Genomic DNA, 21,640 nt, shown 5'->3' with positions numbered 1-21,640 from the left:
TCAGGCCTTCAGCGGGAAGAGTGGATCCGCCTCGCGGTAGTCGCGCGGGATGATGACCTTGATGTCGTTCTTGAGCACCTGGGTCATGAGCGGCTGGGCGCCCTGGTTCTGCCCGGCCACGAACTTCGTGGGGCCGTAGGGCATGATGTGGTCGGCAAAGCTGCTCTTCTCCAGCGCGTCGATCAGGGCGGCGCGGTCCACGGACTTGGCACGCTCCAGCGCATCGGCCAGCAGCCACATGCTGGTGTAGGTCATGAACAGCTCGTAGCTGAAGAACAGGCCCTTGGCTTCCACGCGCTTCTTGAGGTCCTGGGCGCGTTTGTCCTTGGGGTTGAACCAGTGGTTGCAGTCGATGATGCCGTTGGCCGCGTCCGGGAACTCCTTGACGAACTTGTAGCTCGACGCGGCACCGCCCAGCACCGAGTAGATGGCCTTGGGCGTGACTTTCTGCTGCTGCATGGTGCGCACCAGCAGCGCGTACTCGTTGTAGTAGTTGGCGGGGATCACGATGTCGGGGTTCACCGCCCTCATGCGCAGCACGATGTTGTTGAAATCGCGCGTGGGGTTGGCGTGCTTGACGACTTCCTTGACCTCGTAGCCGTAGCCCGGCAGCTCGCGCGACAGCAGTTGGGCCGTGCCCGAGCCGAACAGCGACTCCTCGTGGATCACCATCACCGTCTTGGCGGGCTTGCCGGCCGCGGTGTTGAGCACGTGCAGGTTGGCCATGGCGGTCTCGGTGCACTTCTTGTAGCCGGGGCCGAAGCGGAAGGTGTTCTTCAGGCCGCGTTCCACGATCTGGTCGGCCACGCCCACGTCCACGATGTGCGGCAGGTTGTACTTGGCGGCGGCCTGCGTGGTGGCCAGGCAGATGGCGGAGGCGAAGGCACCGACCACGGCGGACACGCCAGCCTCGTTCATCTTCTCGACCTCGGCCGCACCGGCCTGGGGCTGCGACTGCGCATCGCCCAGAAGGGCCTCGAGCTTGGCGCCGCCCAGGGACTTGATGCCGCCGGCCTTGTTGATGTCCTCGATGGCCAGCATCGCCCCCTCGCGGCACTGCTGGCCCGAATAGGCCAGCGCCCCCGTCACCGGGTGCAGCACCCCTACCTTGACCGCCTTGGCCTGCGCGCCACCCACCAGGGGGAAGGCCAGGGCCGACGCGGCGGCGGCCGACTGGGAGAGGAAATGGCGGCGATTGCTCATGGGCGTACTCCTTGGAGGGTGGGTCGGGGTGGTTGTTGTGTTCTTCAATGGAACTGGGCCGACAGCTCTTTGCTGACCCAGACCTTGGCATCGATGCTGCCCACGCGGGACAGCTGCATCTCGTATTCGTAGCGGTCTGGCCGGTACAGGCCGTGCAGCCATTGCACGGGACGTTCCTGGTCGTCGTAGATCAGGCGGCGCACGGCCAGCAGGGCCGAGCCCACCGCCACATCGAGGTGGCGCGCCACCACGGCATCGGCCAGCCTGGCGGAGATGGTCTGGTGGGCACGGCCCACCTTCACACCCGATTCCTCCAGCAGCACCAAGATGGGCTTGCGCGCCAGCTCGCGCCGGCCGAACTGGCGGGCGATGTCGGCCGGCACATAGGTGGTGATGTGCGAGAGCGGGCCTTCGCGCGTGCTGCGCACCCGCACCGCCTTCTGCACCGCGTCGCCCACGGCGATCTGCAGGGCACCGGCCACGGCCCGCGAGGCGGTCACCGTCTCCACGTCAAGCACCTTGACCGAGGTGCGCAGGCCCATGCTGACCAGGTTCTCGAGCAGGCCGGTGAGCTGGGCGCGGTTGCTGTGCGCGCTGCCTTCCTGGCCACCCTGCCCCGTGTCGGGCGCGATCAGGGGCCGGGTACCCCGGCCGGGCTCGCGCGAGATCAGGCCTTCGCCCTGCAGCAGCTCCAGCGCACGGCGCACCGTGACGCGGGCCACCGAGAACTGCCGCATCAGCGCCAGCTCGCCCGGCAGGCCGGCAGCGAAGTGGCCTTCCTGCAACTGCTCGCGCAGCACCAGGTAGATCTGGTGGTACTTGGGCAGCGGCAGCTTGGACGACATGGGTTCATCGTGGGCTATCCATAATGTCCTGTCAATGAGACATTTAAGCCTGTTTGGTCCTGTTTTAAGGACATTTGCGCCGGAGCGCAGCCAGGCCCATGGCGCTCCCATTTTTGGAGCACTGGCACGCACGTTCGTGGGGCCGCCACGGGACGCATGCACCGCCGTGGAGCAGCACGCGCGCGGACCCGGGGTTTACCCGCAGCCCCAGAAGGCATCGCGCTGGTGTCGCCCCAGGGCATCGATCAATTGACGCCGGCAGACACGCTTGCTATATTACTAACCAGTCAGTCATTAACTACAACGCCCCTTGACCACCGCCCCCGCCACCCCTTCTGCCGGAACCAAACGCGAACGCCGCAAGGAAGCGCGTCCCGGCGAGTTGCTGGAGGCGGCGCTCGACCTGTTCGTGGAAAAAGGCTTTGCCGCCACCCGGGTGGACGACGTAGCCGCGCGCGCCGGGGTGTCCAAGGGCACGCTGTTCCTCTACTTCCCGAGCAAGGAAGAGCTGTTCAAGGCCGTGGTGCGCCAGAACATCGCAGGCCGCTTCGAAGAGTGGAGCCATGAGCTCGCGGCCTTCGAGGGCACGACCAGCGAGCTGCTGCGCCACTGCTACCAGGTCTGGTGGGAGCGCATTGGCGCCACCAAGGCCTCGGGCATCACCAAGCTGATGTTCAGCGAATCCCAGAACTTCCCCGAGATCACCCTCTTCTACCAGCAAGAGGTGATACAGCCGGGCCAGGACCTGGTGCGCCGCATCCTGCGCCGCGGGGTGGAGCGCGGCGAGTTCCGCCCCGTGAACCTCGACTACGCCGTGCACATCGTGCTCGCACCCATGATCTTTCTCATGCTGTGGAAACACTCCATGGGCGCCTGCATGCCCGACGCGCTGGAGCTGGGCCCCGAGAAGTTCATCGATGCCCAGGTGGACAACGTGCTGTTCGGCCTGTGCGCCCGACCGGAATCAGGGCCCTTCGCTCCTGCCCCGGTCTCCCCTTCCCCCTCCTCTCCTGTCTGACCCATGAAACGCTGGATTCCCTGGCTGGCTGCGGCCGCCGTCGTCGTGCTGGTGGGCGGTGGCGCATGGCGCGCCATGGCCGCGCGCCAACAGCAGCAAAAGGCCCTGGCACAGGCCGCCAGCCAGCGCGCCGAGGCGCCCATGCAACTGGCGGCCGGCGAACTGGTGGGCGTGGTGCGCAAAAGCCTGGTGCTGGGCGTGCCGGTCTCGGGCTCGCTGCGCGCCACCGAATCGGCCATGGTCAAGGCGCGCGTGGCCGGTGAACTGCAAGGCCTGACGGTGCGCGAGGGCGACAGCGTGCGCGCCGGCCAGGTGCTGGCCCGCATCGACGCCACAGAATCCCAGGCCCGCCTGCGCCAGGCGCAGCAGCAGGCCGACGCCGCCCGTGCCCAGGTCGACATCAACCAGCGCACGGTGACCAACAACCAGGCGCTGGTGAACCAGGGCTTCATCTCGGCCACGGCGCTGGTCACCTCACAGGCCAGCCTGGAATCGGCCCAATCGACCTACCGCGCCGCGCTGGCGGCGGCCGATCTGGCCAAAAAGTCGCTCGAAGACACCGTGCTGCGCAGCCCCATCACCGGCCAGGTCTCGCAGCGCCTGGCCCAGCCCGGCGAGCGCATGCCCGTCGACGGCCGCGTGCTGGAGGTGGTCGACCTCTCGCGCCTGGAGCTCGAGGCCCTGCTGAGCCCGGCCGATTCGCTGGCCGTGCGCGTGGGCCAGAAGGCCCAGTTGCAGATCGAAGGCAGCGCCGAGCCCGTGGTGGCCACGGTGGCGCGCATCAACCCCAGTGCCCAGGCCGGCAGCCGCACGGTGCCGGTCTACCTGGCCATTGCCCAGAACCGCGGTGCCCCCGCGCTGCGCCAGGGCCTGTTCGTGCAGGGCCTGCTCGACACCGGCCGTGCCGAAGTGCTGACCGTGCCGCTCGATGCGGTGCGCACCGACAAGCCCGCGCCCTACATCCAGGCCGTGCGGGATGGCAAGGTGGCCTACCTGCCGGTCAAGACCGGCGCGCGCGCCGTGGTCGGTGGCCAGGCCCTGGTCGCCATCGAAGGTGCCGCCGAAGGCACGGTGGTCGTCTCCGGCCGCATGGGCCAGTTGCGCGAAGGCACGGCCGTCACCACGGCGGCAGCCGCCGCCCCCGCTTCGGCCCCTGCATCGCGCCCCGCGCCCTGACCCGCCATGTGGTTCACCAAGGTCAGTCTCAAGAACCCGGTGTTCGCCACCATGGTGATGCTCGCCATCGTGGTGCTGGGCCTCTTTTCGTACCAGCGTCTCAAGGTCGACCAGTTCCCCAACATCGATTTCCCGGTGGTGGTGGTCACGGTGGACTACCCCGGCGCCTCACCCGAGATCGTCGAGAGCGAGGTCACCAAGAAAATCGAGGAAGGCGTCAATTCGATTGCCGGCATCAACGCCCTGACCTCGCGCAGCTACGAGGGCATGGCCGTCGTCATCATCGAGTTCCAGCTGCACATCGATGGCCGCAAGGCCGCCGAGGACGTGCGCGAGAAGGTGGCCACCGTGCGCCCCTTGCTGCGCACCGAGGTCAAGGAGCCGCGCGTGCTGCGCTTCGACCCGGCCAGCCGCGCCGTGTGGTCGCTGGCCGTGCTGCCCGATGAGAAAGCCGCCAAGGACGGCGCTGCGGCGCGCAGCGCGGTCGAGCTGACCACCTGGGCCGAGCAGATCCTGAAGAAGCGCCTGGAGAACGTGCGCGGCGTGGGTGCCGTGAACCTGGTGGGCGCGACCAAGCGCGAGATCAACATCTACCTGAACCCGCAGGCGCTCGAAGCCTTCGGCGTCACGCCCGACCAGGTGGCCAGCGCCGTGCGCAACGAGAACCAGGACCTGCCCGTGGGCGCCATCCGCTCACTGGCGCAGGAGCGCGTGGTGCAGATCGATGCGCGCATGCAGCGGCCCGAGGATTTCGGCCGCATCATCGTGGCGCGCAAGAACGGCGCCCCGGTGCGCCTGGACCAGGTGGCCCGCGTCAACGACGGCGCCCAGGAGGTGGAAAGCCTAGCCCTGTACAACGGCCAGCGCACGCTGCTGCTGTCGGTGCAGAAGTCGCAGGGCGAAAACACCATCGAGGTGGTGGACGGCCTGAACGCCGCCGTGGTCGAGCTGCGCAACCAGCTGCCGCCCGGCGTGCGGCTGGAGACCATCGGCGACAGCGCCCGCCCGATCCGCGTGGCGGTGAACAACGTGCGCCAGACGCTGATCGAGGGCGCCATCCTCACGGTGCTCATCGTCTTCCTGTTCCTGAACTCCTGGCGCTCCACCGTGATCACGGGGCTGACCCTGCCGATCGCGCTGATCGGCACCTTCCTGTTCATGAACATGTTCGGCTTCACCATCAACATGATCACGCTGATGGCGCTGAGCCTGTGCGTGGGCCTGTTGATTGACGATGCCATCGTGGTGCGCGAGAACATCGTGCGCCACGTGCAGATGGGCAAGTCCGCCTACAACGCCGCCATGGACGGCACGCAGGAGATCGGCCTGGCCGTGCTGGCCACCACCCTGTCCATCGTGGCGGTGTTCATGCCCATCGGCTTCATGGGCGGCATCATCGGCAAGTTCTTCCACGAGTTCGGCATCACCATCGTCGCGGCGGTGATGATCTCGATGTTCGTGAGCTTCACCCTCGACCCCATGCTGTCGAGCATCTGGCACGACCCGAGCATCCACGGCCATGGCCAGAAGACCGAGCCCGTCACCTTCTACGACAAGACCATTGGCCGCGTCACGGGCTGGTTCGACCGCGCCACCGACGCCCTGGCCGAGGGCTACCAGCACATCCTGCGCTGGTCGCTGGTGCACAAGCTAACCACCATGGCGATCGCCGTGGGCATCTTCGTGCTGAGCATCGTCATGGTGCCGCTCCTGGGCACCGAGTTCGTGCCCAAGGCGGACTTTTCCGAGACCTCGATCAACTTCTACACGCCCGTGGGCTCCTCGCTCGAAGCCACCGAGGCCAAGGCGGCCCAGGTCGAGGCCATCCTGCACGAGATGCCCGAGGTGCGTTACACGCTGTCCACCATCAACACCGGCAATGCCCAGGGCAAGATCTACGCCAACATCTACGTGCGCCTGGTGGACCGCAAGGACCGCAGCCGCAGCGTGGACGCCATGTCCGACGTGCTGCGCGAGCGCCTGAAGACCGTGCCCGGCATCACCGTCACGCACGTGGGCCTGCTCGATGCCGTGGGCGGCCAGAAGCAGGTGGAGTTCTCGCTGCAGGGCCCGGACCTGCTGGAGCTGGAGCGCCTGACGCGCACCGTGACCGAGAAGATCCGCGGCATTCCCGGCCTGGTGGACCTGGATACCAGCGCCAAGCCCAACAAGCCGGTGATCGCCCTCGACATCAAGCGCGACGCGGCCTCAGACCTGGGCCTGTCGGTGGCGCAGATGGCCGCCTCGCTGCGCACCCTGGTGGCCGGCACCACGGTGGGCAACTGGCGCGCCCCCGATGACCAGACCTACGACGTGAACGTGCGCCTGGCGCCCGAGGCCCGCACCGCCCCGCAGGACCTGGAGCGCCTGCCCTTTGCCATGGCCTCGGCGGCCGATGGCAGCTCGCGCATCGTGCGCCTGAACCAGGTGGCCTCCGTGAAGGAGTCCACCGGCGCCAACCAGATCAACCGCCGCGACCTGACGCGCGAGGTGGCGGTCAACGCCAACGTGTCGCAGCGCTCGGCCGGCGAGGTGTCGGCAGACATCAAGAAGGCCCTGGACGAGGTGCATTTCCCGCCAGGCTACCGCTACCAGTTCGGCGGCTCCACCAAGAACATGGCCGAATCCTTCGGCTACGCCATCTCGGCGCTGGTGCTGGCCATCGTCTTCATCTACATGATCCTGGCCAGCCAGTTCAGGAGCTTTCTGCAGCCCCTGGCGCTCATGACCTCGCTGCCGCTCACGCTGATCGGCGTGGTGCTGGCGCTCATGATGTTCCGCTCCACCCTGTCGATGTTCTCCATCATCGGCGTGGTGATGCTGATGGGCCTGGTGACCAAGAACGCCATCTTGCTGGTGGACTTCGCCATCCGAGCCCGCGAGGAGCACACCGACGACGCCGGCAACACGGTGCCCGGCCTGCCGCGTGCCGATGCCCTGCTGCTGGCGGCCCGCGTGCGCCTGCGCCCCATCCTCATGACCACGCTGGCCATGATCTTCGGCATGGTGCCGCTGGCCTTCGCGCTGTCGGAGGGTTCCGAGCAGCGCGCCCCCATGGGCCAGGCCGTGATCGGGGGGGTCATCACCTCCTCGCTGCTCACCCTGGTGGTGGTGCCGGTGGTGTATTGCTACATGGACGATCTGGCGCGTTGGGCCCTGGCGCGCATGGGTCGCGGCCAGGTGGCGCCCAAGGCCTCTAAAATCGAGGGTTTGTCCTGACACCCGCCCCACGGAGAACTCCATGACCCTGCCCCTGAACACCTCGGCCAACCCCAACGATCCCATCGTCCAGGCCCGTTACAACATGATCGAGCAGCAGATCCGCCCCTGGAACGTGCTCGACGCCGACGTGCTCGACCTGCTGGCCGTGGCGCGCCGCGAGGAATTCGTGCCGCCCGCTTACAGCAGCCTGGCCTTCATGGACATCGAAGTGCCGTTGCTCGGCAATGCCGAAGAAGCCGTGCAGGCCGGCCACAGCATGCTGCAGCCCCGCGTGGAAGCCCGCGTGCTGCAGGACCTGGCCATCAAGCCGACCGACCGCGTGCTGGAGATCGGCGCCGGCTCCGGCTACATGGCCGCCCTGCTGGCCGCCCGTGCGCAGAGCGTGGTCTCGCTGGAAATCGTGCCCGAGCTGGCCGAGATGGCGCGCGAAAACCTGCTCAGCGCCGGCGTGCAGAACGCCGAAGTGCGCCTGGCCGATGGCTCGCAGGGTGCCAGCGACGGCCCCTTCGACGTGATCGTGCTCAGCGGCTCCGTGGCCGAAGTACCCACCGCCCTGCTCTCGCAGCTGCGCGATGGCGGCCGTCTGGGCGCCATCGTGGGCAGCGAGCCCGTGATGCGCTTCACCCTGGTGCGTCGCAGCGGCGACCGTTTCGAAACCACTTCGCCCTGGGACACCACCGCGCCACGCCTGGTGAACTTCCCCGAACCTTCCCGCTTCACGTTCTGACCCGCCTTTTTCTGGAGTTTTTTGCATGATCGAGCACATCCGCCCCGCCCAACTCGCCGCCTGGTTCGCCACCGCCCCCGATGGCAGCCGGCCCGTGGTGCTGGATGTGCGCGAGCCCTGGGAACTGCAGACGGCCAGCGTGCGCGCTGACGGGTTCGAGCTGGTGGCCATCCCCATGGGGCAGCTCACCGGCCGCCTGGCCGAACTCGATGCCGCCCGCGACGCGGGCACGCCCATCGCCTGCCTGTGCCACCACGGCGCCCGCAGCCTGCGCGTGGCGGCGTTCCTGGAGCAGCAAGGGTTCGAGCGCCTGGCCAACATCAGCGGTGGCATCGACGCCTGGTCGCACGAGAACGACCCGGCCGTCCCCCGCTATTGAAGCCCGCACCGCCTCCTTCGTCCCCTCCGACATGCAGATCTTCCTGAAAGGCATCCATGACCTCGTTCCGGCTACTTCCCCTGTCATTGGCGCTGGGCGCTGCCTTGTGCGCCCCCGCACAGGCCCAGAGCCTGATGGAGCTGTTGGAGTCCGCGCGCACCTATGACACGGCCTGGCAGTCGGCCCGGCTGCAGCTCGATGCATCCGCCCGCCGTGCCGACCAGGCCCGCGCCGGCCTGTTGCCCAGCGCCGGTCTGTCGGCCGGCGTCTCGCGCGCCAACACCGATGTGAGCCGCCCGCCCATCGAGCGCACCGCCACCACCCAGACCCTGGGCGTGAACGCCTCGCAGCCCCTGTACCGCCCGGCCAACCGCATCAACCTGGAACAGGCCCAGCGCGGCGTGGACGTGGCCCAGGCCCAGCTCGACGCAGCCAGCCAGGACCTGCTGGTGCGTGTGAGCCAGGCCTACTTCGACGTGCTGGCCGCCCAGGACACGCTGACCTTCGTGCAGGCGCAGAAGGCCGCCGTGTCGGAACAGCTGGCTTCGGCCAAGCGCAATTTCGAGGTCGGCACCTCCACCGTGACCGATTCGCGCGAAGCCCAGGCACGCTACGACCTGGTGATCGCCCAGGAGATCGCGGCCGAGAACGACCTGCGCGTGAAAAAGCTCGCGCTCGACCAGCTCGTGGGCGTGACGGGCTCCCAGCCCAAGCCCCTGGCCCTGCCGCTGCAGCTGCCACCGGTGCAACCCGACAATGTGATCACCTGGGTGGACACGGCCCGTGAGCAGCAGCCCGGCGTGCGCCAGGCACAGATCGCCCTGGACATCGCGCGCCTGGAGACGAAAAAGGCCGAAACCGGCCACCTGCCCACATTGGACCTGCAGGCCGGCTACAACATCCAGCGCAACCCCACGGGCACCATCACCGCGCCGGGCATCAACAGCCGCACCAACAATGCCAGCCTGGGCTTGGCGCTGAACCTGCCGCTGTTCGCCGGCTTCTCGGTGCAGAACCGCGTCAAGGAGACCCTGGTCCTGGAAGAAAAGGCCAGCGCCGACCTGGAGACCACGCGCCGCAACGTGGCGCAGGCCACGCGCACGGCCTTCTTCGGCGTGCAGTCGGGCCAGGGCCAGGTGCAGGCCCTGCAGGCCGCCGAGGCATCGAGCCAGAGCGCCCTGGATGCCAACAAGCTGGGCTACCAGGTGGGCGTGCGCATCAACATCGACGTGCTCAATGCCCAGAGCCAGCTGTTCCAGACCAAGCGCGACCTGGCCCAGGCACGCTACAACGTGCTCCTGGGCACACTCAAGCTGCGCCAGGCCGCCGGCACGCTGACCCTCGAAGACGTGCGCGCCATCAACGCACTGCTCACCCCCTGAGCAAGCGGGGGGCTTCCCCCAGCCGGGCCAGGGCCTTTCGGGTGGCCTTGACCGAGGCCCCGCGCCGGGCCGCCAGCCAGCCCACGCCGAACCAGGCCCTGGGGTCCCTGGCGGCCAGGTCGCGGTACAGCGCGCTGGCCACCTGCTCGTCGTGGAGCCGGCCCAGGGCCGACAAGGCCGGCTGCAGGCTCTGCAGGAATGCGCTGCCCTCCCCTTCGAGGGCCGGCGCCACGAACTCCGCCAGAAAGCGCAGCCGCTTCAGGCGCTTGCGCACCCGGTGCTGCGCCTCGCCCGGCAAGGACTCGAAACGGCGCGCATCCCGATGGATCTTCTTGCGCAGCGCGCCCAGCCGCTGCTGCAGGTAGCGGCGCGTGCCGGCCGCGCCCAGCGCGTCGTCCTCCGCCAACGGCCCTCTGGCCTGGGCAGTGAAGCCCATCAGGGCGATGAGGACCGACTGGAAATCGGGGCCACTGACGATGTGCAGCGGCGATGGCCCCATGGCGGCGGCAGGCTGCGTCTCGGCCGGGGGCGCGCCAGCGTCCCGCAGTTCCGCGCCTATCGCTTGCAGCGCCTGCTCCTGGTCGCGCAGCCGGCCCAGGCTGCGGAAAGCCGCGACCAGTGGCGCTTCCCAGGCCGGGTCGAAGCGCCCCGGCGCCAGCGCGTCGAGTTCGCGCAAGGCCGTGCGCAAGCGGCGGATGCCGATGCGCAGCTGGTGCACATGCTCCGGGCCTGCCGAGCCCTCGACGATCTCGCTGGCATTGGCCAGCACCTGCGCCAGGCAATTGGACAGCACCGCGCGCTGCAGCTGCGGTCCCTTGAGAAACTGCTTGCGCGTGCCACTGGCCACCATGGGCCGCGCCTTGGCCGCCGGCCGGGCCCATTGGGCGGCCATGAGCCGCTCGCCGCGCTCGGCCTTGGACACCGTGTTCAGCACCAGGCCATGCTGCGCCGCCCACTGGGTAGCGACCTCGACGAGGCCGGCCACCGGCCCCTCCTTGAGCTCCAGTTCCAGCTCGCACACGGGCGTCTGCTTTTCCTGCGGCGTGCCGCCATGGGCGACGATGCGTCCGAAGTCGAAGGCCAGCTCGACAACGCCGCCACGGAAGGCCAGGTCGCGCAGGGTGCGGTCGATCTCGGTGCGGTAGGTCTCCAGCAGCGGGCCTTGCGCGCTGTCCAGCGCCGCACGCAGGCGCTCGCCGGCCTTGCTGCCCGCATGCAGGGCCGGGCGTGCCAGCGCCGACGGGGTGTCGATGGTGACGTTGTGCTCCTCGCGGTCCAGCGGGCCGTCGCCCAGGGCCTTGACGGTCTGCACCCACTGCCCGCCCTCGTTGCGCAGGCGCAGCGCGATGCCGCGCGATGACAGGGCCTTGTCGGCGGTATCGAAGTAGCGCGCCTCCAGGCGGATCGCGCTGGACGCGCCGCGGCGGGCCGCTGCCTTCACGGCGGCCAGGCGCTTGGGCGGGATGGTGAACTTGAACTCGACTTCCATGGTGTCTTCTCGGGGGACGGGGCGTGCCAGGGAACTGCCTGTCATCAAACCGCCATTTTTGAAACCTAAGCTGCTGGCCCCAGGCGTGGCCACGCCGCATGGGCTCCATGCCACAAGGCGCAGGAGCCGCGTTGGCAGCATTGTCTCCCGGCCGCCCCAGAAGAAATCCAGTTTCCCACCCCACCGAAAGAGTTTCATGGCCAAAGACTTCGCCACGATGGAAGACAGCAACCGCTCGGGCAACCCGAGCATCCACGAGGTGTCGGCATTGCGCCGCCGCACCCTGCTCGGCGGTGGGCTGGCCTCGGCCGTCGGCGGCCTGCTGGCGCCATTGGCCGCCGTGTCCCTGCCCGGCTGCGCCAGCGGCACCGGTATCGCCAGCGGCCCGCTGCTGGGCTTCAAGAGCGTGCCCATCGGCACGGCCGACCGCATCGTCGTGCCCGAGGGCTATGTGGCCCAGGTCATCGCGCCCTGGGGCGACCCCGTGGGCCTCTCGGGCGAGAACCCGGCCTTCAAGGAAGACGGCAGCAACACCGCCGCCGAGCAGGAGGCGCAGTTCGGCATGCACCACGACGGCATCCACTTCTATGCCCAGGAAGGCAGCCGCCAGGGCCTGCTGGTCATGAACCACGAGTACACCGACGACGGCCTGCTGCATGCCGACGGCATGAAGACCTGGACGGCCGAGAAGGTGTGCAAGTCCCAGGCTGCGCACGGGGTCTCGGTGGTCGAGGTGGCGCAAAAGGCCGATGGCCAGTGGGAGGTGGTGCGCCCCTCTCCCTGGGCCCGGCGCATCACCGCCCGTACGCCCATGGCCTTCGGCGGCCCGGCCGCAGGGCATGCCCTGCTGCGCACCACCGCCGACCCGGCCGGCATGCGCCCGCTGGGCACCCTGAACAACTGCGGCAGCGGCATCACGCCCTGGGGCACCTACCTGACCTGCGAAGAGAACTTCATCAACTACTTCAAGGGCCCGGACATGCCCAACGCCCACGAAACCCGCTGGGGCCTGCGCAAGGGCGAACCGGCCGGCTACCGCTGGAGCGAGCACGACGAGCGCTTCGACGCCAGCAAACACCCCAACGAGCCCAACCGCTTCGGCTGGATCGTGGAGATCGACCCCTTCAACTTCAGCTCCACCCCCGTCAAGCGCACGGCCCTGGGCCGCGCCGCGCACGAAGGGGCCACTGTGGCCGTCACCAAGGACGGCCGCGCCGTGGTCTATTCGGGCGAAGATTCGCGCTTCGAGTACATCTACAAGTTCGTGAGCCGCGACAAGATCCGCCCGGGTGGTGCGCGCGAGAACGCCGAGCTGCTGGACCACGGCACGCTGTACGTCGCCCGGTTCAACGCCGACGGCAGCGGCCAATGGCTGCCCCTCACGCATGGCCAGGGCCCGCTCACGCCGGCCAACGGTTTCGCCGACGCCGGCGAGGTGATGGTCAAGACGCGCCAGGCCAGCGACCTGCTGGGCGCCACCAAGATGGACCGCCCCGAATGGATTGCCGTGGGCAAGGACGGCGCCGTCTACTGCACGCTGACCAACAACAGCAACCGCGGCAGCAGCGGCCAGCCCGGCGTGGATGCCGCCAACCCGCGCGCCAACAACAGCATGGGCAACATCATCCGCTGGAAGGAAACCGGCGACTTCGATGGCGCGCGCTTCCAGTGGGACCATTTCATCCTCGCGGGCGACCCGGCCAACGAACGTGCGGACGCCAAGGGCAGCGTCAAGGGCGACATGTTCGCCTGCCCCGACGGCCTGTGGGTTGACGGCCGCGGCGTGCTCTGGGTGCAGACCGACATGTCGACCTCGGCCATGGGCAAGGGCGATCTGGCGCGCATGGGCAACAACGCCATGCTCGCAGCCGACCCGCGCACCGGGGAAATCCGCCGCTTCCTGGTCGGTCCTTCGGGCTGCGAGATCACCGGTGCCACCATGGCGCCCGATGGCAAAACCCTGTTCATCAACATCCAGCACCCCGGCGAGAGCCCGAGCGAACGCAGCGACCCTGCCGAGCCGCGCAAGTTCTCCAACTGGCCCGACCACCGCGCCGCCGGCCGCCCCCGCTCGGCCACGGTGGTGATCCGCAAGGCAGACGGGGGTGTGGTGGGGACCTGAGGCCCGGGGGCGGTGGGTCGCCCCCCGTTCGGCCCTGCCGTCAGAAGCTGGCGCGCAGCCCGACCGTCACCAATCCGCCCTTGGCGGCCCGCGAGAGCTTGCCGAAATGGTCGTAGTCGGCGGTGATGGCCAGGTTGCGCGAAAGCCCGTACTCCACGCCGCCGCCCAGCATCAGCCCGCGCTCGCGCCCGATGGGGTTGGCACTGGCCGACAGGACGTTGTGGCCAGACACCCGCCCCTGGGCGATGCCGGCCCGGGCATTGATCGCAATGGCATCGGTGATCGGAATGCGCCCGGTGGCTGCGGCATAGAACACGCGGCCCTTGCCCTGCTGCTCGACCTCGGCCCCGCCCTGGCGCACCCGCTCGCTGAACTGGCCCAGCTGCGCATAGCCGGCTTCGATCCCGAAGTGCTCGGAGAAGCGCAGGCCGCCGTAGAGCTTGAGGCCGGTGCCGGAAGTGTCCTTGCTGGCCACCGGGGCGCCGGGATCGGCGAGCCGGTAGCGCGAGACGCCTGCCGCGCCGCCGACGTACAGGCCCGTATGGGGCGCCGGTTCGGCCGCCTGGGCGCTGCCGGTCATGGCTGTGCACAGTGCCAGGGGCACGAGCAGCGACGCGATCGATGATTTCTGCATGTCAGGTTTCCTGTGGTGGTTCCGTTGAAAAAAGTGGCTGGCAACCCCCTGCCGCGCAGGGCAGGCTGCGGCTCCAGCACCCCTGCAGTGTTCTTCGCGCACCTGAACGCGGGCTTGGCTTGGCTGAAGACAAGCTGAAGGGCCGGGCTGTCTGCTCGCAGATACTTGCCTTTTTTGGAAGGCGACACGCCACGAGGGAAGGCCGATGAGACTGCTGCTGGTGGAAGACGATCTGGACCTGGGCAACGGCATACGCATCGCCCTGGCCGACCAGGGCCTGGACGTGGTGTGGGTGCGGCGCCTGGACGATGCCCGGCGCGAACTGGCCAGTGGCCTGTTCGACATGGCCATCCTGGACCTGGGCCTGCCCGATGGCGACGGGCTGGAGCTGCTGCAGGCCCAGCGCCGCAACCGCCAGCGCCTGCCCGTGCTGATCCTGAGCGCGCGCGACAGCCTGAACGACCGGCTGCAGGGCCTGGACCATGGGGCGGACGACTACCTCGTCAAGCCGTTTGCGCTGGCCGAGCTGCTGTCGCGCGTGCGCGCCCTGGCGCGGCGCAGCTACGGGCTGGACGACGAGACCCTGCGCCTGCGTGGCCTGGCCCTGCACGAGCCGACCCGCCGCGCCAGTGTGGAAGGCCGGCCGGTAGAACTGTCGCGCTGCGAGTTCGACCTGCTGGCCTTGCTGCTCAAGCGCGCGGACCGCGTGGTGACGCGCCGCCTGCTGGAAGAGCAGGTGCTGCCGGGCGGGCCGGACAATGGCAGCAACGCGCTGGAGGTGCATGTCTCCAACCTGCGCCGCAAGATCGGGCCGGGCTTCATCCGCACGGTGCGCGGCATTGGCTACGTGGTGGATGCCCGGCCGCTGCCCGATGCCGCGGGGGGTGCCTGATGCGCCGCGCGCTGGCACGGCTGCGGCGCTGGCTGCAGCCTTCACTCGGCCGCCGGCTGCTGCTGGCGCAGATGGCGGTGATGCTCGTGCTGTGGACGACGCTCGTCGGCGCCCTGCTGCTGGCCGCTCATGGCGACAACGACCTGCTGAACAGCGACCCGGTCTTCGACCTGGCCTTGTCGATCACCGACAAGCTGGCCGATGACCCTGCCCGCCAGGCCGAGGCGCTTCGGGACTTCGACAAGGCCCTGCGCACCGAGTACGGCGACGGCGAAGAAGACGGCAGTTTCGCACCGGTGCTGTTTGTCTGGCACAAGGGTGAGCCCCTCTACCGCTCCCCGCCCAACGTGCAACTGGTGCGCAACCGGCAGATCAACACGGTGGAGGACGTGCAGGTCGATGGCAAGACCTGGCGCATGCGCACCCGCCGCTCGGCGACAGCGGACACCGAGGTGGCGATCGCCATACCGGACCTGCCGCGCCTGCTCATCACCTTCAACTCGCGCGGCTACTACATCCTGCCGCTGCTGGTGAGCCTGCCCTTCCTGGCGTTTCCGGCCTGGTGGTCGGTGCGGCTGGCCCTGCGGCCCTGGCGGCGCGTGAGCGAGGAGATCGCCACGCGCGGACCCGGCGATCTGGCCCCCCTGCAGTTCCAGCCGCGCCATGCCGAGCTCAGGCCCTTTGTGCGCAGCATCAACACACTGCTCTCCCGGGTGCGCAACAGCGCCGAACGCGAACGCGTGCTGATCGCCGACGCGGCCCACGAACTGCGCACGCCGTTGGCCGCCATGCGCGTCAACGTGGAGGCGCTGCACCAGCAGTCCACCGACCCGCGCCAGCGCGAACTCATGGACAGCCTGTTGCGCAGCAATGAACGCGCGACACGCATGGTGGCGCAGCTGCTGCAGCTCATGCGCAGCGACGCCACGGCCGACGCCGGCATGCCCTCTTCCGTGCGCCTGGACACGCTGGTGCAGGACCGCCTGGCGGAGTTCGACGGTCTGGCGGCCGCCGCCGGGGTGGAGTTGGAGCTTGTGGCCACGGGGCCGGTCACGGTGTCCGGCGACCGCGAAGGCCTGGTGTCCCTGGTCGACAACCTGGTGGACAACGCCATCAAGTACAGCCCGCGGGGCGGTACCGTGCATGCAGCGCTCGAGCGCACTGGTACCGAGGTGCTGCTCAGCGTCTCCGACCAGGGCCCCGGCATTGCGGTGCAGTGGCGCGAGCGCGTGTTCGACCGGTTCTTCCGCGTGCCCGACCAGGTGCAAAGCGGCAGCGGCCTGGGCCTGGCCATCGTGCAGAACGTGGCGGCCCGCCATGGCGGCCGTGCCAGCCTGCACGAGGGCACCGGCGGCGGGCTCCTGGTGCGGGTGGCCCTGCCCCTGGCACAAGGCCAGGGTGGCGACTGATTCACCCGGCGCCGGCGCTGCCCCCCTCACTCCGCAATCACGCTGCGCGAGACACCGGGCTGGGCATCGATCTGCACGCGGGTGAAGGGCAGATCGACCCATTCGCGCCGGGCAAAGCGCTCGTTCTGGTCGGCGGACCAGGCGGAAGCCGGGTTGGAGGATTGCGAGTAGGCCAGGATCGCCCGGGCGCGCGGCCCTTCGGCCGTGAACCCCACCGCCTGCAGGTAGCTCGTGCCCAGCAAGGCTTCGCGCTGGCCATTGCCCGTGGTATCGAGGCTCCCCACCACGTTGTAGATACCCAGCTCCTCCACCCCTCCCGGCACGGGGATGCGGCACCCGCCCCGCGTCACGCCCTGGATGTCGCCCCAGCGCTGGCCCGGCGCCCAGCCGCGCGCGGCCACGTTGCGCACGGCCGCCTCCATCGCCGCGCGGACCTGCTCGGCCACCGCGGGCTGCTCCACGCGCAGGCCGCGTGGGGTGTTCACCGGATCGGTGGTATCGAAGGGCACACGCCAGACGTCGGGCGCCTGCCCCAGGAACGACAGCGCGAAGTCTTCCAGATAGCCATAGCCGATGCCGGCATCGAGGCCGGCGGTCCGGTTCCAGGCGGCAAGCGCCGAGCAGGCCTGGCGCAGCTCGGCCGAGGGGGCGCCCATGCGGCTGCCCCCGGGGCACAGCGAGAGCATGTCGTCCAGCACCAGCTCGGCCAGGTAGGAGCGGTTGTCGAGCACCATGGCCTGCACCTGGTCCTGGGACACGCGCCGGGTAGGCAGGCCGTTGCGCGGCTGCAGCGCGGCCTGCAGCCAGGCCAGGCCCTGGCGGGTGCGCAGGCCTTGCGGTGCATCCGCCACGCTGAGCAGCGGTGAAAAGCCCGTGAGTGGCACGGCGGGGTTGGTCAGCCAGGCACTGTCGTTGGCGTTGTGCACATAGTCGCGCCGCTCCAGCACGGGCAGGCTGCGGCCGGCGAAGATGCCGGACTGCGGCGCCGCGGGGTCGCTCGCCCAATGGCAGCGGGCCGTGTCGCCACGCAGCAGCGCAGCCGGCAGCGCGGCCAGGGCGTCCTCGGCGAAGGCCGCTCGGCAGTCCTGCAGCAATTGCACAGAGACATTCGGCGTCGGCGTGGCGCTCATGAACAGGGCGCGCCCCGCGGCATCCACCGCCAGCGTGTTGTTCCATGGATTGCCCACGATGCGCAGCACCGCCTCCTTCATCTCGGCAAGCGATCCGGCCTGGTTCATGGCCAGCCACTGTTCTGCCAGGCGGTGGTTGTCGGTGTTGGCATCGCGCACCACATAGGCGTGGCGGCTGTCCCAGGGCAGTTGCGGGTGGGCCAGGACCGTGCCGAAGTCGGTGGCGTAGTAGGTGTGCTCATGCACCGCGATGCGCCCGTCGGGCTGCAGCACCTCCACCCGCAGGGCCTTGCGCTCCATGGGCTTGCTGCGGCCATCCACCACGTAGCGGGTGGGGTCGGCCGGGTCCAGCTGCAGTTGGTGGAAAGTGATGCGCGCTGCCGTGTTGGTGGTGTGCGTCCAGGCGAAATCGCGGGTGAAGCCGATTCCCACCATCGGCAGGCCGGGCAGGCTTGCGCCCATCACGTCCATGCGGCCGGGAATGCTCAGGTGCAGCTGGTACATGCGCAGCACGCCATTCCAGGGCAGATGGGGGTTGCCCAGCAGCAGGCCGCGCCCGTTGTCGGTGGCATCGCTGCCCAGCGCCATGGCATTGCTGCCCGTGACGGGCTTGCGCAGCAGGGACTGCAGGGATGAAACCTGCCCGGAGGCCTGCGCGGCCTGGCTGCCGCGTCCGGGCGGCGCGGCCTGGGCGAGGAAGGGCGCCATGTCGGCGATGCCGTTCATGGCCCCATAGTCGCGCATCAGGCGCACCAGGTCGGTGTCGTCCACGGCGCGCACCCAGGCCTGACCCTTGCAGTCCGCCGGCAGGCCTGCGGCCCCGGTTTCGCGCAGGTAGCGGTTGTAGCCCGCGGCAAAGCCCTTGAACAGCGCCTTCACCGGTGCGCTGTAGGCGCCCCAGGCTGCCCGCAACTGGGCCTCGTCGTTGTGGTAGCGGTAGAACAGGTCGGAGGTGAGGTTGGTGGCCAGCGTGCCCTGCCCCGCCTCGGGGGCGTCCCCGGCGCCAAAGTAGCGCGAACGCTCGCCCCGCACGGTGACGAAGTGCTCCGCCAGCAGGCAGAAATTGTCCTGGGCGTAGGCATAGCCCACACCGTAGCCGATGCCTTTCTCGTCCTCGGCCTCGATGTGGGGAATGCCATGGGCGGTGCGGCGGATCTCGGCCTTGTAGCCGCCGCCGGCACTGCCGCCCTCCGGCCCACCGCCGCCGCACGCAGCCAGTGCCGCAGCGGTGCCGATGCCAAGGCCCAGCCACCAGACCCGGCGGCGCCCAGGGGTGCCGGCCTGCGCCGAGGGCCGGGAATGCAAATTCTGAAGATTCATGTCGTACCTGGTTGGAGTCGACCGCAGCCCTTTGCTGCGATCTCCCGGCACGATAGGAAGCCAGGCTTCGCGCAAGGTGAAGCCAGGCTGAAGAAATGCTGAAGGCCCCCGTCCGACGCCGGATCAGCCCGGTGGCGGGTAGCGCTTGAGAAAGCGCCGCTCATCCGGCCCATAGCCCTGCGCCGCGTAGAAGGCATGGGCCGCAGGCCGGTGGTCACCGCTCGTGACCTCAGCGCGCACGCAGCCCTGCCCGATGAAAAAGCGGTCCGCCGCGGCCACCAGCGCTTCGCCCACCCCGTTACCGCGGTGGGCCGCATCCACCACCAGCGAGGTGATTCGGCCGATCCGGCCTTCGGCGTGGAAAAGCTCGAACACATGCAGGCTGATCACCCCGGCGACAACACCGTGCACCTCGGCCAGCAGCACCCGGTCGAAGGCGTGGGTGGCCAGGATGCCCAGCTTGCGGGCGATCAGCGCCTCACCGGCCTCGTAGCCCAATTGCCCCATCAAGCCGGCAATGGCGGGGGCGTCGGCCAGCACCGCCGTACGGGTGGACGGCGGCGCCCGCTCAGACATCGGAATCTTCGAAGCGTCCCACCGTGCGCCGGCGCACCAACTGCAGCAGTTCACGCACGGTGGCACGGGCGGCGCCCCGGTGCTGGCGCGCAAAGCGGGTCGCGCGCTCGCTGGCGGCCGCCTGCTGCGTCGGGTCGCGCACCAGCTGCACGGCCTGCGCGACTCCGGCCGTGAGGTCGGGCACGCGCTGCGCCGCACCGGCGGCGCAGGCCAGTTCGGCGGCCTCGGCAAAATTGAAGGTGTGCGGGCCCAGCACCACGGGGCAGCCGCAGGCCGCCGCCTCGATGAGGTTCTGCCCGCCCAGCGGCGCGAAGCTGCCACCCAGCAGCGCCACATCGGCCATGCCGTAGTACAGGGCCATCTCGCCCAGCGAGTCGCCCAGCCACACATCGGCCGGCTCGGGCAGCAGGCTCCAGGTGCTGCGGCGCGACACCGTGAGGCCGGCAGCCTCGAGCATCTGCTGCACCGCGTCGAAGCGCTGCGGATGCCGCGGCACGACCAGCCACTGCACGGGCTGCGCCGCGTCGGCGCGCGAGGTGCTCCAGGCGCGGATCGCGTCCAGCCACAGCGCCTCTTCGCCTTCGCGGCTGCTGGCCAGCATGGCCACGGGGCGCAGGGCCTGCACGCGCCAGGCACGCCCGAGCTCGAGCTGGGCCACGTCGGGCACCACGTCGAACTTGAGGTTGCCGAACACGCCGTGCACCTGCGCGCCGATGGCGTGCAGGCGATCGGCATCGTCCTCGGTCTGGGCGTACACAGCCGTCAGTGCCGCATAGGCCGGGCGCGCCAGCGGCGACACCCGCCGCGCCTTGCGCAGCGAGTGTTCGTTGAAACGGGCATTGGCCAGCACCAGCGGCACACCACGCCGGCGGCAGGCGGCCACCAGGTTGGGCCAGACTTCGGTCTCCATCAGGATGCCGATGGCCGGGCGGAACTGGCGCAGAAAGCGCAGCACGGCGCCCTGCGTGTCCCAGGGCAGCCAGACCTGCACATCGCCCGCCTGCAGCAGCTTTTCCCCTTCGGCCCGGCCCGTGGCCGTGCCATGCGTGAGCAGCAGGCGCATGCCGGGCAGTTGCGCGCGCAGCTCGGCCAGCAGGATGGCGGCAGCGCGGGTCTCGCCCAGCGACACCGCATGGATCCAGACGAACTGGCCCAGCGGATCGGTGCTGCTGTGCAGTACCAGGCTGTCGATGGGCTGGGGGTAGCGGCCAAATCGCTCGCCCACCGCCACGGCATAGCCGGGCTCGGCGGCGGCGCGGCGGCGCAGCTTGCGGCGCAGCAACGGCTGGGCCGCCCAGGTCACCATGGAATACAGCGCGCGCGCGGTGGTCATGCGGGCTGCCTCATGGCGTGGCGATCTCGATCACACGGCCTTGCCATGCGCCGCCCTCGCGGGACGCCACGACCAGGCAGGCCCCCACGCCGGGGGCTGCAACCACCCGCTCGCCGCCAGGCGCCCAGAAGGCGCTGCGGCCCGCACAGGCATACCCGCCCGTGGGGGCGCCATGGTTGGCCATCAGCACGGCCAACCCGAGGTCTGCGGCATAGCCCTGCAGCTGGCTGGAGTCCTTGGCGTAGCCGCCTTCGGAAATCACCGAGCCGCAGGCATACAGCAAGGCACCGCCGTCGAGGGCCGCCCGGGCGTGCTCCGGGTGCGTGGTGTCGGCGCACACGGCCAGCGCCGTCGGCTGGCCCGCGAGCGGGCGCACGTGGAAGTCTTCGCTGCCGGCACTGGCGAACTGCTCCTCGCCGGGGTGCAGGTAGCGCTTGCGGTACAGGGCTGCGCTGCCATCGGCCTCGAACACCCAGGCGCCAATGGCGGGCTTGCCACCCGGTGTGACCGGGGCCGCGGGGGCGCCCACCACCAGCGCCATGCCGGTGCTGCGTGCGGCTTCGCGCAGGGGCGCGAGCAAGGGATCGTCGGCACCAAGCACCAGGTCCGCGACCAGCGCGGGCTCATAACCCGTGAGCGAGAGCTCGGGAAACACCAGCAACTGCACACCGTGCCGGGCAGCTTCGTGCACCATGGACAGGTGCGACTGCACATTGGCCTGCACCTGGCCAGGCACGGAAATCGATTGCGCCGCGGCGATGCGCAGCAAGGGAGACAGGGGAG

17 protein-coding genes are annotated in these 21,640 nt (G+C 69.5%); 9 read left to right on the top strand and 8 right to left on the bottom strand.

All coding sequences use genetic code 11. The annotated features are described in order from the left end of the window. Complete coding sequence (locus AC3WOH_RS06050) at positions 1-1,203, bottom strand: ABC transporter substrate-binding protein (protein ID WP_492228474.1); 1,203 nt, start codon at positions 1,201-1,203, stop codon at positions 1-3. 44 nt (positions 1,204-1,247) lie between these two features. Then, positions 1,248-2,048 carry a GntR family transcriptional regulator gene (locus AC3WOH_RS06045; RefSeq protein ID WP_492228473.1) on the bottom strand — a complete coding sequence of 267 codons (801 nt, stop codon included), beginning with the start codon at positions 2,046-2,048 and terminating at the stop codon, positions 1,248-1,250. 310 nt (positions 2,049-2,358) lie between these two features. On the opposite strand from AC3WOH_RS06045, the gene AC3WOH_RS06040 reads away from it, so the two are divergent. From AC3WOH_RS06040 to AC3WOH_RS06015, 6 genes are read left to right on the top strand one after another with little or no spacing between them, the layout of a single operon-like run. Continuing rightward, complete coding sequence (locus AC3WOH_RS06040) at positions 2,359-3,066, top strand: TetR/AcrR family transcriptional regulator (protein ID WP_492228472.1); 708 nt, start codon at positions 2,359-2,361, stop codon at positions 3,064-3,066. Positions 3,067-3,069: 3 nt separating this feature from the next. Next, positions 3,070-4,242, top strand: coding sequence for an efflux RND transporter periplasmic adaptor subunit (locus AC3WOH_RS06035; RefSeq protein WP_492228471.1), 1,173 nt, complete (start codon positions 3,070-3,072; stop codon positions 4,240-4,242). Positions 4,243-4,248: 6 nt separating this feature from the next. Further along, positions 4,249-7,461, top strand: coding sequence for an efflux RND transporter permease subunit (locus AC3WOH_RS06030; RefSeq protein WP_492228470.1), 3,213 nt, complete (start codon positions 4,249-4,251; stop codon positions 7,459-7,461). A gap of 22 nt (positions 7,462-7,483) precedes the next feature. Continuing rightward, positions 7,484-8,191, top strand: a complete 708-nt coding sequence (locus tag AC3WOH_RS06025; RefSeq protein ID WP_492228468.1) for a protein-L-isoaspartate O-methyltransferase family protein — start codon at positions 7,484-7,486, stop codon at positions 8,189-8,191. Between the two features lie 25 nt (positions 8,192-8,216). After that, positions 8,217-8,570, top strand: a complete 354-nt coding sequence (locus AC3WOH_RS06020) for a rhodanese-like domain-containing protein (RefSeq protein ID WP_007850151.1) — start codon at positions 8,217-8,219, stop codon at positions 8,568-8,570. Between the two features lie 56 nt (positions 8,571-8,626). Continuing rightward, positions 8,627-9,952 (top strand): TolC family outer membrane protein, encoded by a 1,326-nt coding sequence (locus tag AC3WOH_RS06015; protein ID WP_492228467.1) that lies wholly within the window; start codon positions 8,627-8,629, stop codon positions 9,950-9,952. Here AC3WOH_RS06015 and AC3WOH_RS06010 read toward each other — a convergent pair. Next, a complete protein-coding gene (locus AC3WOH_RS06010; RefSeq protein ID WP_492228466.1) occupies positions 9,942-11,441 on the bottom strand; it encodes a CYTH and CHAD domain-containing protein in 1,500 nt (499 codons plus the stop codon). The genes AC3WOH_RS06015 and AC3WOH_RS06010 overlap by 11 nt on opposite strands. 196 nt (positions 11,442-11,637) lie before the next feature. Between AC3WOH_RS06010 and AC3WOH_RS06005 the strand changes: the two genes are divergently transcribed. After that, positions 11,638-13,563 (top strand): PhoX family protein, encoded by a 1,926-nt coding sequence (locus tag AC3WOH_RS06005; RefSeq protein ID WP_492228465.1) that lies wholly within the window; start codon positions 11,638-11,640, stop codon positions 13,561-13,563. A gap of 40 nt (positions 13,564-13,603) precedes the next feature. On the opposite strand, the gene AC3WOH_RS06000 is transcribed toward AC3WOH_RS06005, so the two are convergent. After that, positions 13,604-14,197, bottom strand: a complete 594-nt coding sequence (locus AC3WOH_RS06000; protein WP_492228464.1) for an outer membrane beta-barrel protein — start codon at positions 14,195-14,197, stop codon at positions 13,604-13,606. A gap of 205 nt (positions 14,198-14,402) precedes the next feature. Here AC3WOH_RS06000 and AC3WOH_RS05995 point away from each other — a divergent pair, with 205 nt between their 5' ends. Beyond that, positions 14,403-15,089 carry a response regulator gene (locus AC3WOH_RS05995; RefSeq protein WP_492228463.1) on the top strand — a complete coding sequence of 229 codons (687 nt, stop codon included), beginning with the start codon at positions 14,403-14,405 and terminating at the stop codon, positions 15,087-15,089. After that, complete coding sequence (locus tag AC3WOH_RS05990; protein WP_492228462.1) at positions 15,089-16,498, top strand: sensor histidine kinase; 1,410 nt, start codon at positions 15,089-15,091, stop codon at positions 16,496-16,498. The genes AC3WOH_RS05995 and AC3WOH_RS05990 overlap by 1 nt, the downstream gene beginning before the upstream one ends. A 26-nt stretch (positions 16,499-16,524) precedes the next feature. Here the strand turns inward: AC3WOH_RS05990 and AC3WOH_RS05985 are convergent, their stop codons facing one another. From AC3WOH_RS05985 to AC3WOH_RS05970, 4 genes are all read right to left on the bottom strand, one after another. After that, on the bottom strand, positions 16,525-18,948 hold the full coding sequence (locus AC3WOH_RS05985) for a penicillin acylase family protein (protein WP_492228461.1): 2,424 nt from the start codon (positions 18,946-18,948) through the stop codon (positions 16,525-16,527). A gap of 123 nt (positions 18,949-19,071) precedes the next feature. Further along, positions 19,072-19,524: a GNAT family N-acetyltransferase gene (locus tag AC3WOH_RS05980; protein WP_492228460.1), complete on the bottom strand. Its 453-nt coding sequence runs from the start codon at positions 19,522-19,524 to the stop codon at positions 19,072-19,074. Next, on the bottom strand, positions 19,517-20,857 hold the full coding sequence (locus AC3WOH_RS05975) for a 3-deoxy-D-manno-octulosonic acid transferase (RefSeq protein ID WP_492228459.1): 1,341 nt from the start codon (positions 20,855-20,857) through the stop codon (positions 19,517-19,519). Before AC3WOH_RS05975 ends, AC3WOH_RS05980 begins: the two co-directional genes overlap by 8 nt. Positions 20,858-20,867: 10 nt before the next feature. Then, complete coding sequence (locus tag AC3WOH_RS05970; RefSeq protein ID WP_492228458.1) at positions 20,868-21,626, bottom strand: carbon-nitrogen hydrolase family protein; 759 nt, start codon at positions 21,624-21,626, stop codon at positions 20,868-20,870. Positions 21,627-21,640 lie beyond the last annotated feature (14 nt).

It is taken from the genome of Acidovorax sp. FW305-C-20-28 (genome assembly GCF_058783375.1).
The sequence above is the reverse complement of the archived record's forward strand: the minus strand, read 5'-3'. Positions and strand labels throughout refer to the sequence as shown.

What these genes read in the sequence shown, in the direction of transcription:
- AC3WOH_RS05995 (WP_492228463.1), top strand. Translation starts at nt 14,403, where the DNA reads ATGAGACTGCTGCTGGTGGAAGACGATCTGGACCTGGGCAACGGCATA.
- AC3WOH_RS05980 (WP_492228460.1), bottom strand. Translation starts at nt 19,524, where the DNA reads ATGTCTGAGCGGGCGCCGCCGTCCACCCGTACGGCGGTGCTGGCCGAC.
- AC3WOH_RS05990 (WP_492228462.1), top strand. Translation starts at nt 15,089, where the DNA reads ATGCGCCGCGCGCTGGCACGGCTGCGGCGCTGGCTGCAGCCTTCACTC.
- AC3WOH_RS06015 (WP_492228467.1), top strand. Translation starts at nt 8,627, where the DNA reads ATGACCTCGTTCCGGCTACTTCCCCTGTCATTGGCGCTGGGCGCTGCC.
- AC3WOH_RS05975 (WP_492228459.1), bottom strand. Translation starts at nt 20,857, where the DNA reads ATGACCACCGCGCGCGCGCTGTATTCCATGGTGACCTGGGCGGCCCAG.
- AC3WOH_RS06010 (WP_492228466.1), bottom strand. Translation starts at nt 11,441, where the DNA reads ATGGAAGTCGAGTTCAAGTTCACCATCCCGCCCAAGCGCCTGGCCGCC.
- AC3WOH_RS06030 (WP_492228470.1), top strand. Translation starts at nt 4,249, where the DNA reads ATGTGGTTCACCAAGGTCAGTCTCAAGAACCCGGTGTTCGCCACCATG.
- AC3WOH_RS05985 (WP_492228461.1), bottom strand. Translation starts at nt 18,948, where the DNA reads ATGAATCTTCAGAATTTGCATTCCCGGCCCTCGGCGCAGGCCGGCACC.
- AC3WOH_RS06025 (WP_492228468.1), top strand. Translation starts at nt 7,484, where the DNA reads ATGACCCTGCCCCTGAACACCTCGGCCAACCCCAACGATCCCATCGTC.
- AC3WOH_RS06035 (WP_492228471.1), top strand. Translation starts at nt 3,070, where the DNA reads ATGAAACGCTGGATTCCCTGGCTGGCTGCGGCCGCCGTCGTCGTGCTG.
- AC3WOH_RS06050 (WP_492228474.1), bottom strand. Translation starts at nt 1,203, where the DNA reads ATGAGCAATCGCCGCCATTTCCTCTCCCAGTCGGCCGCCGCCGCGTCG.
- AC3WOH_RS06045 (WP_492228473.1), bottom strand. Translation starts at nt 2,048, where the DNA reads ATGTCGTCCAAGCTGCCGCTGCCCAAGTACCACCAGATCTACCTGGTG.
- AC3WOH_RS06020 (WP_007850151.1), top strand. Translation starts at nt 8,217, where the DNA reads ATGATCGAGCACATCCGCCCCGCCCAACTCGCCGCCTGGTTCGCCACC.
- AC3WOH_RS06005 (WP_492228465.1), top strand. Translation starts at nt 11,638, where the DNA reads ATGGCCAAAGACTTCGCCACGATGGAAGACAGCAACCGCTCGGGCAAC.
- AC3WOH_RS06000 (WP_492228464.1), bottom strand. Translation starts at nt 14,197, where the DNA reads ATGCAGAAATCATCGATCGCGTCGCTGCTCGTGCCCCTGGCACTGTGC.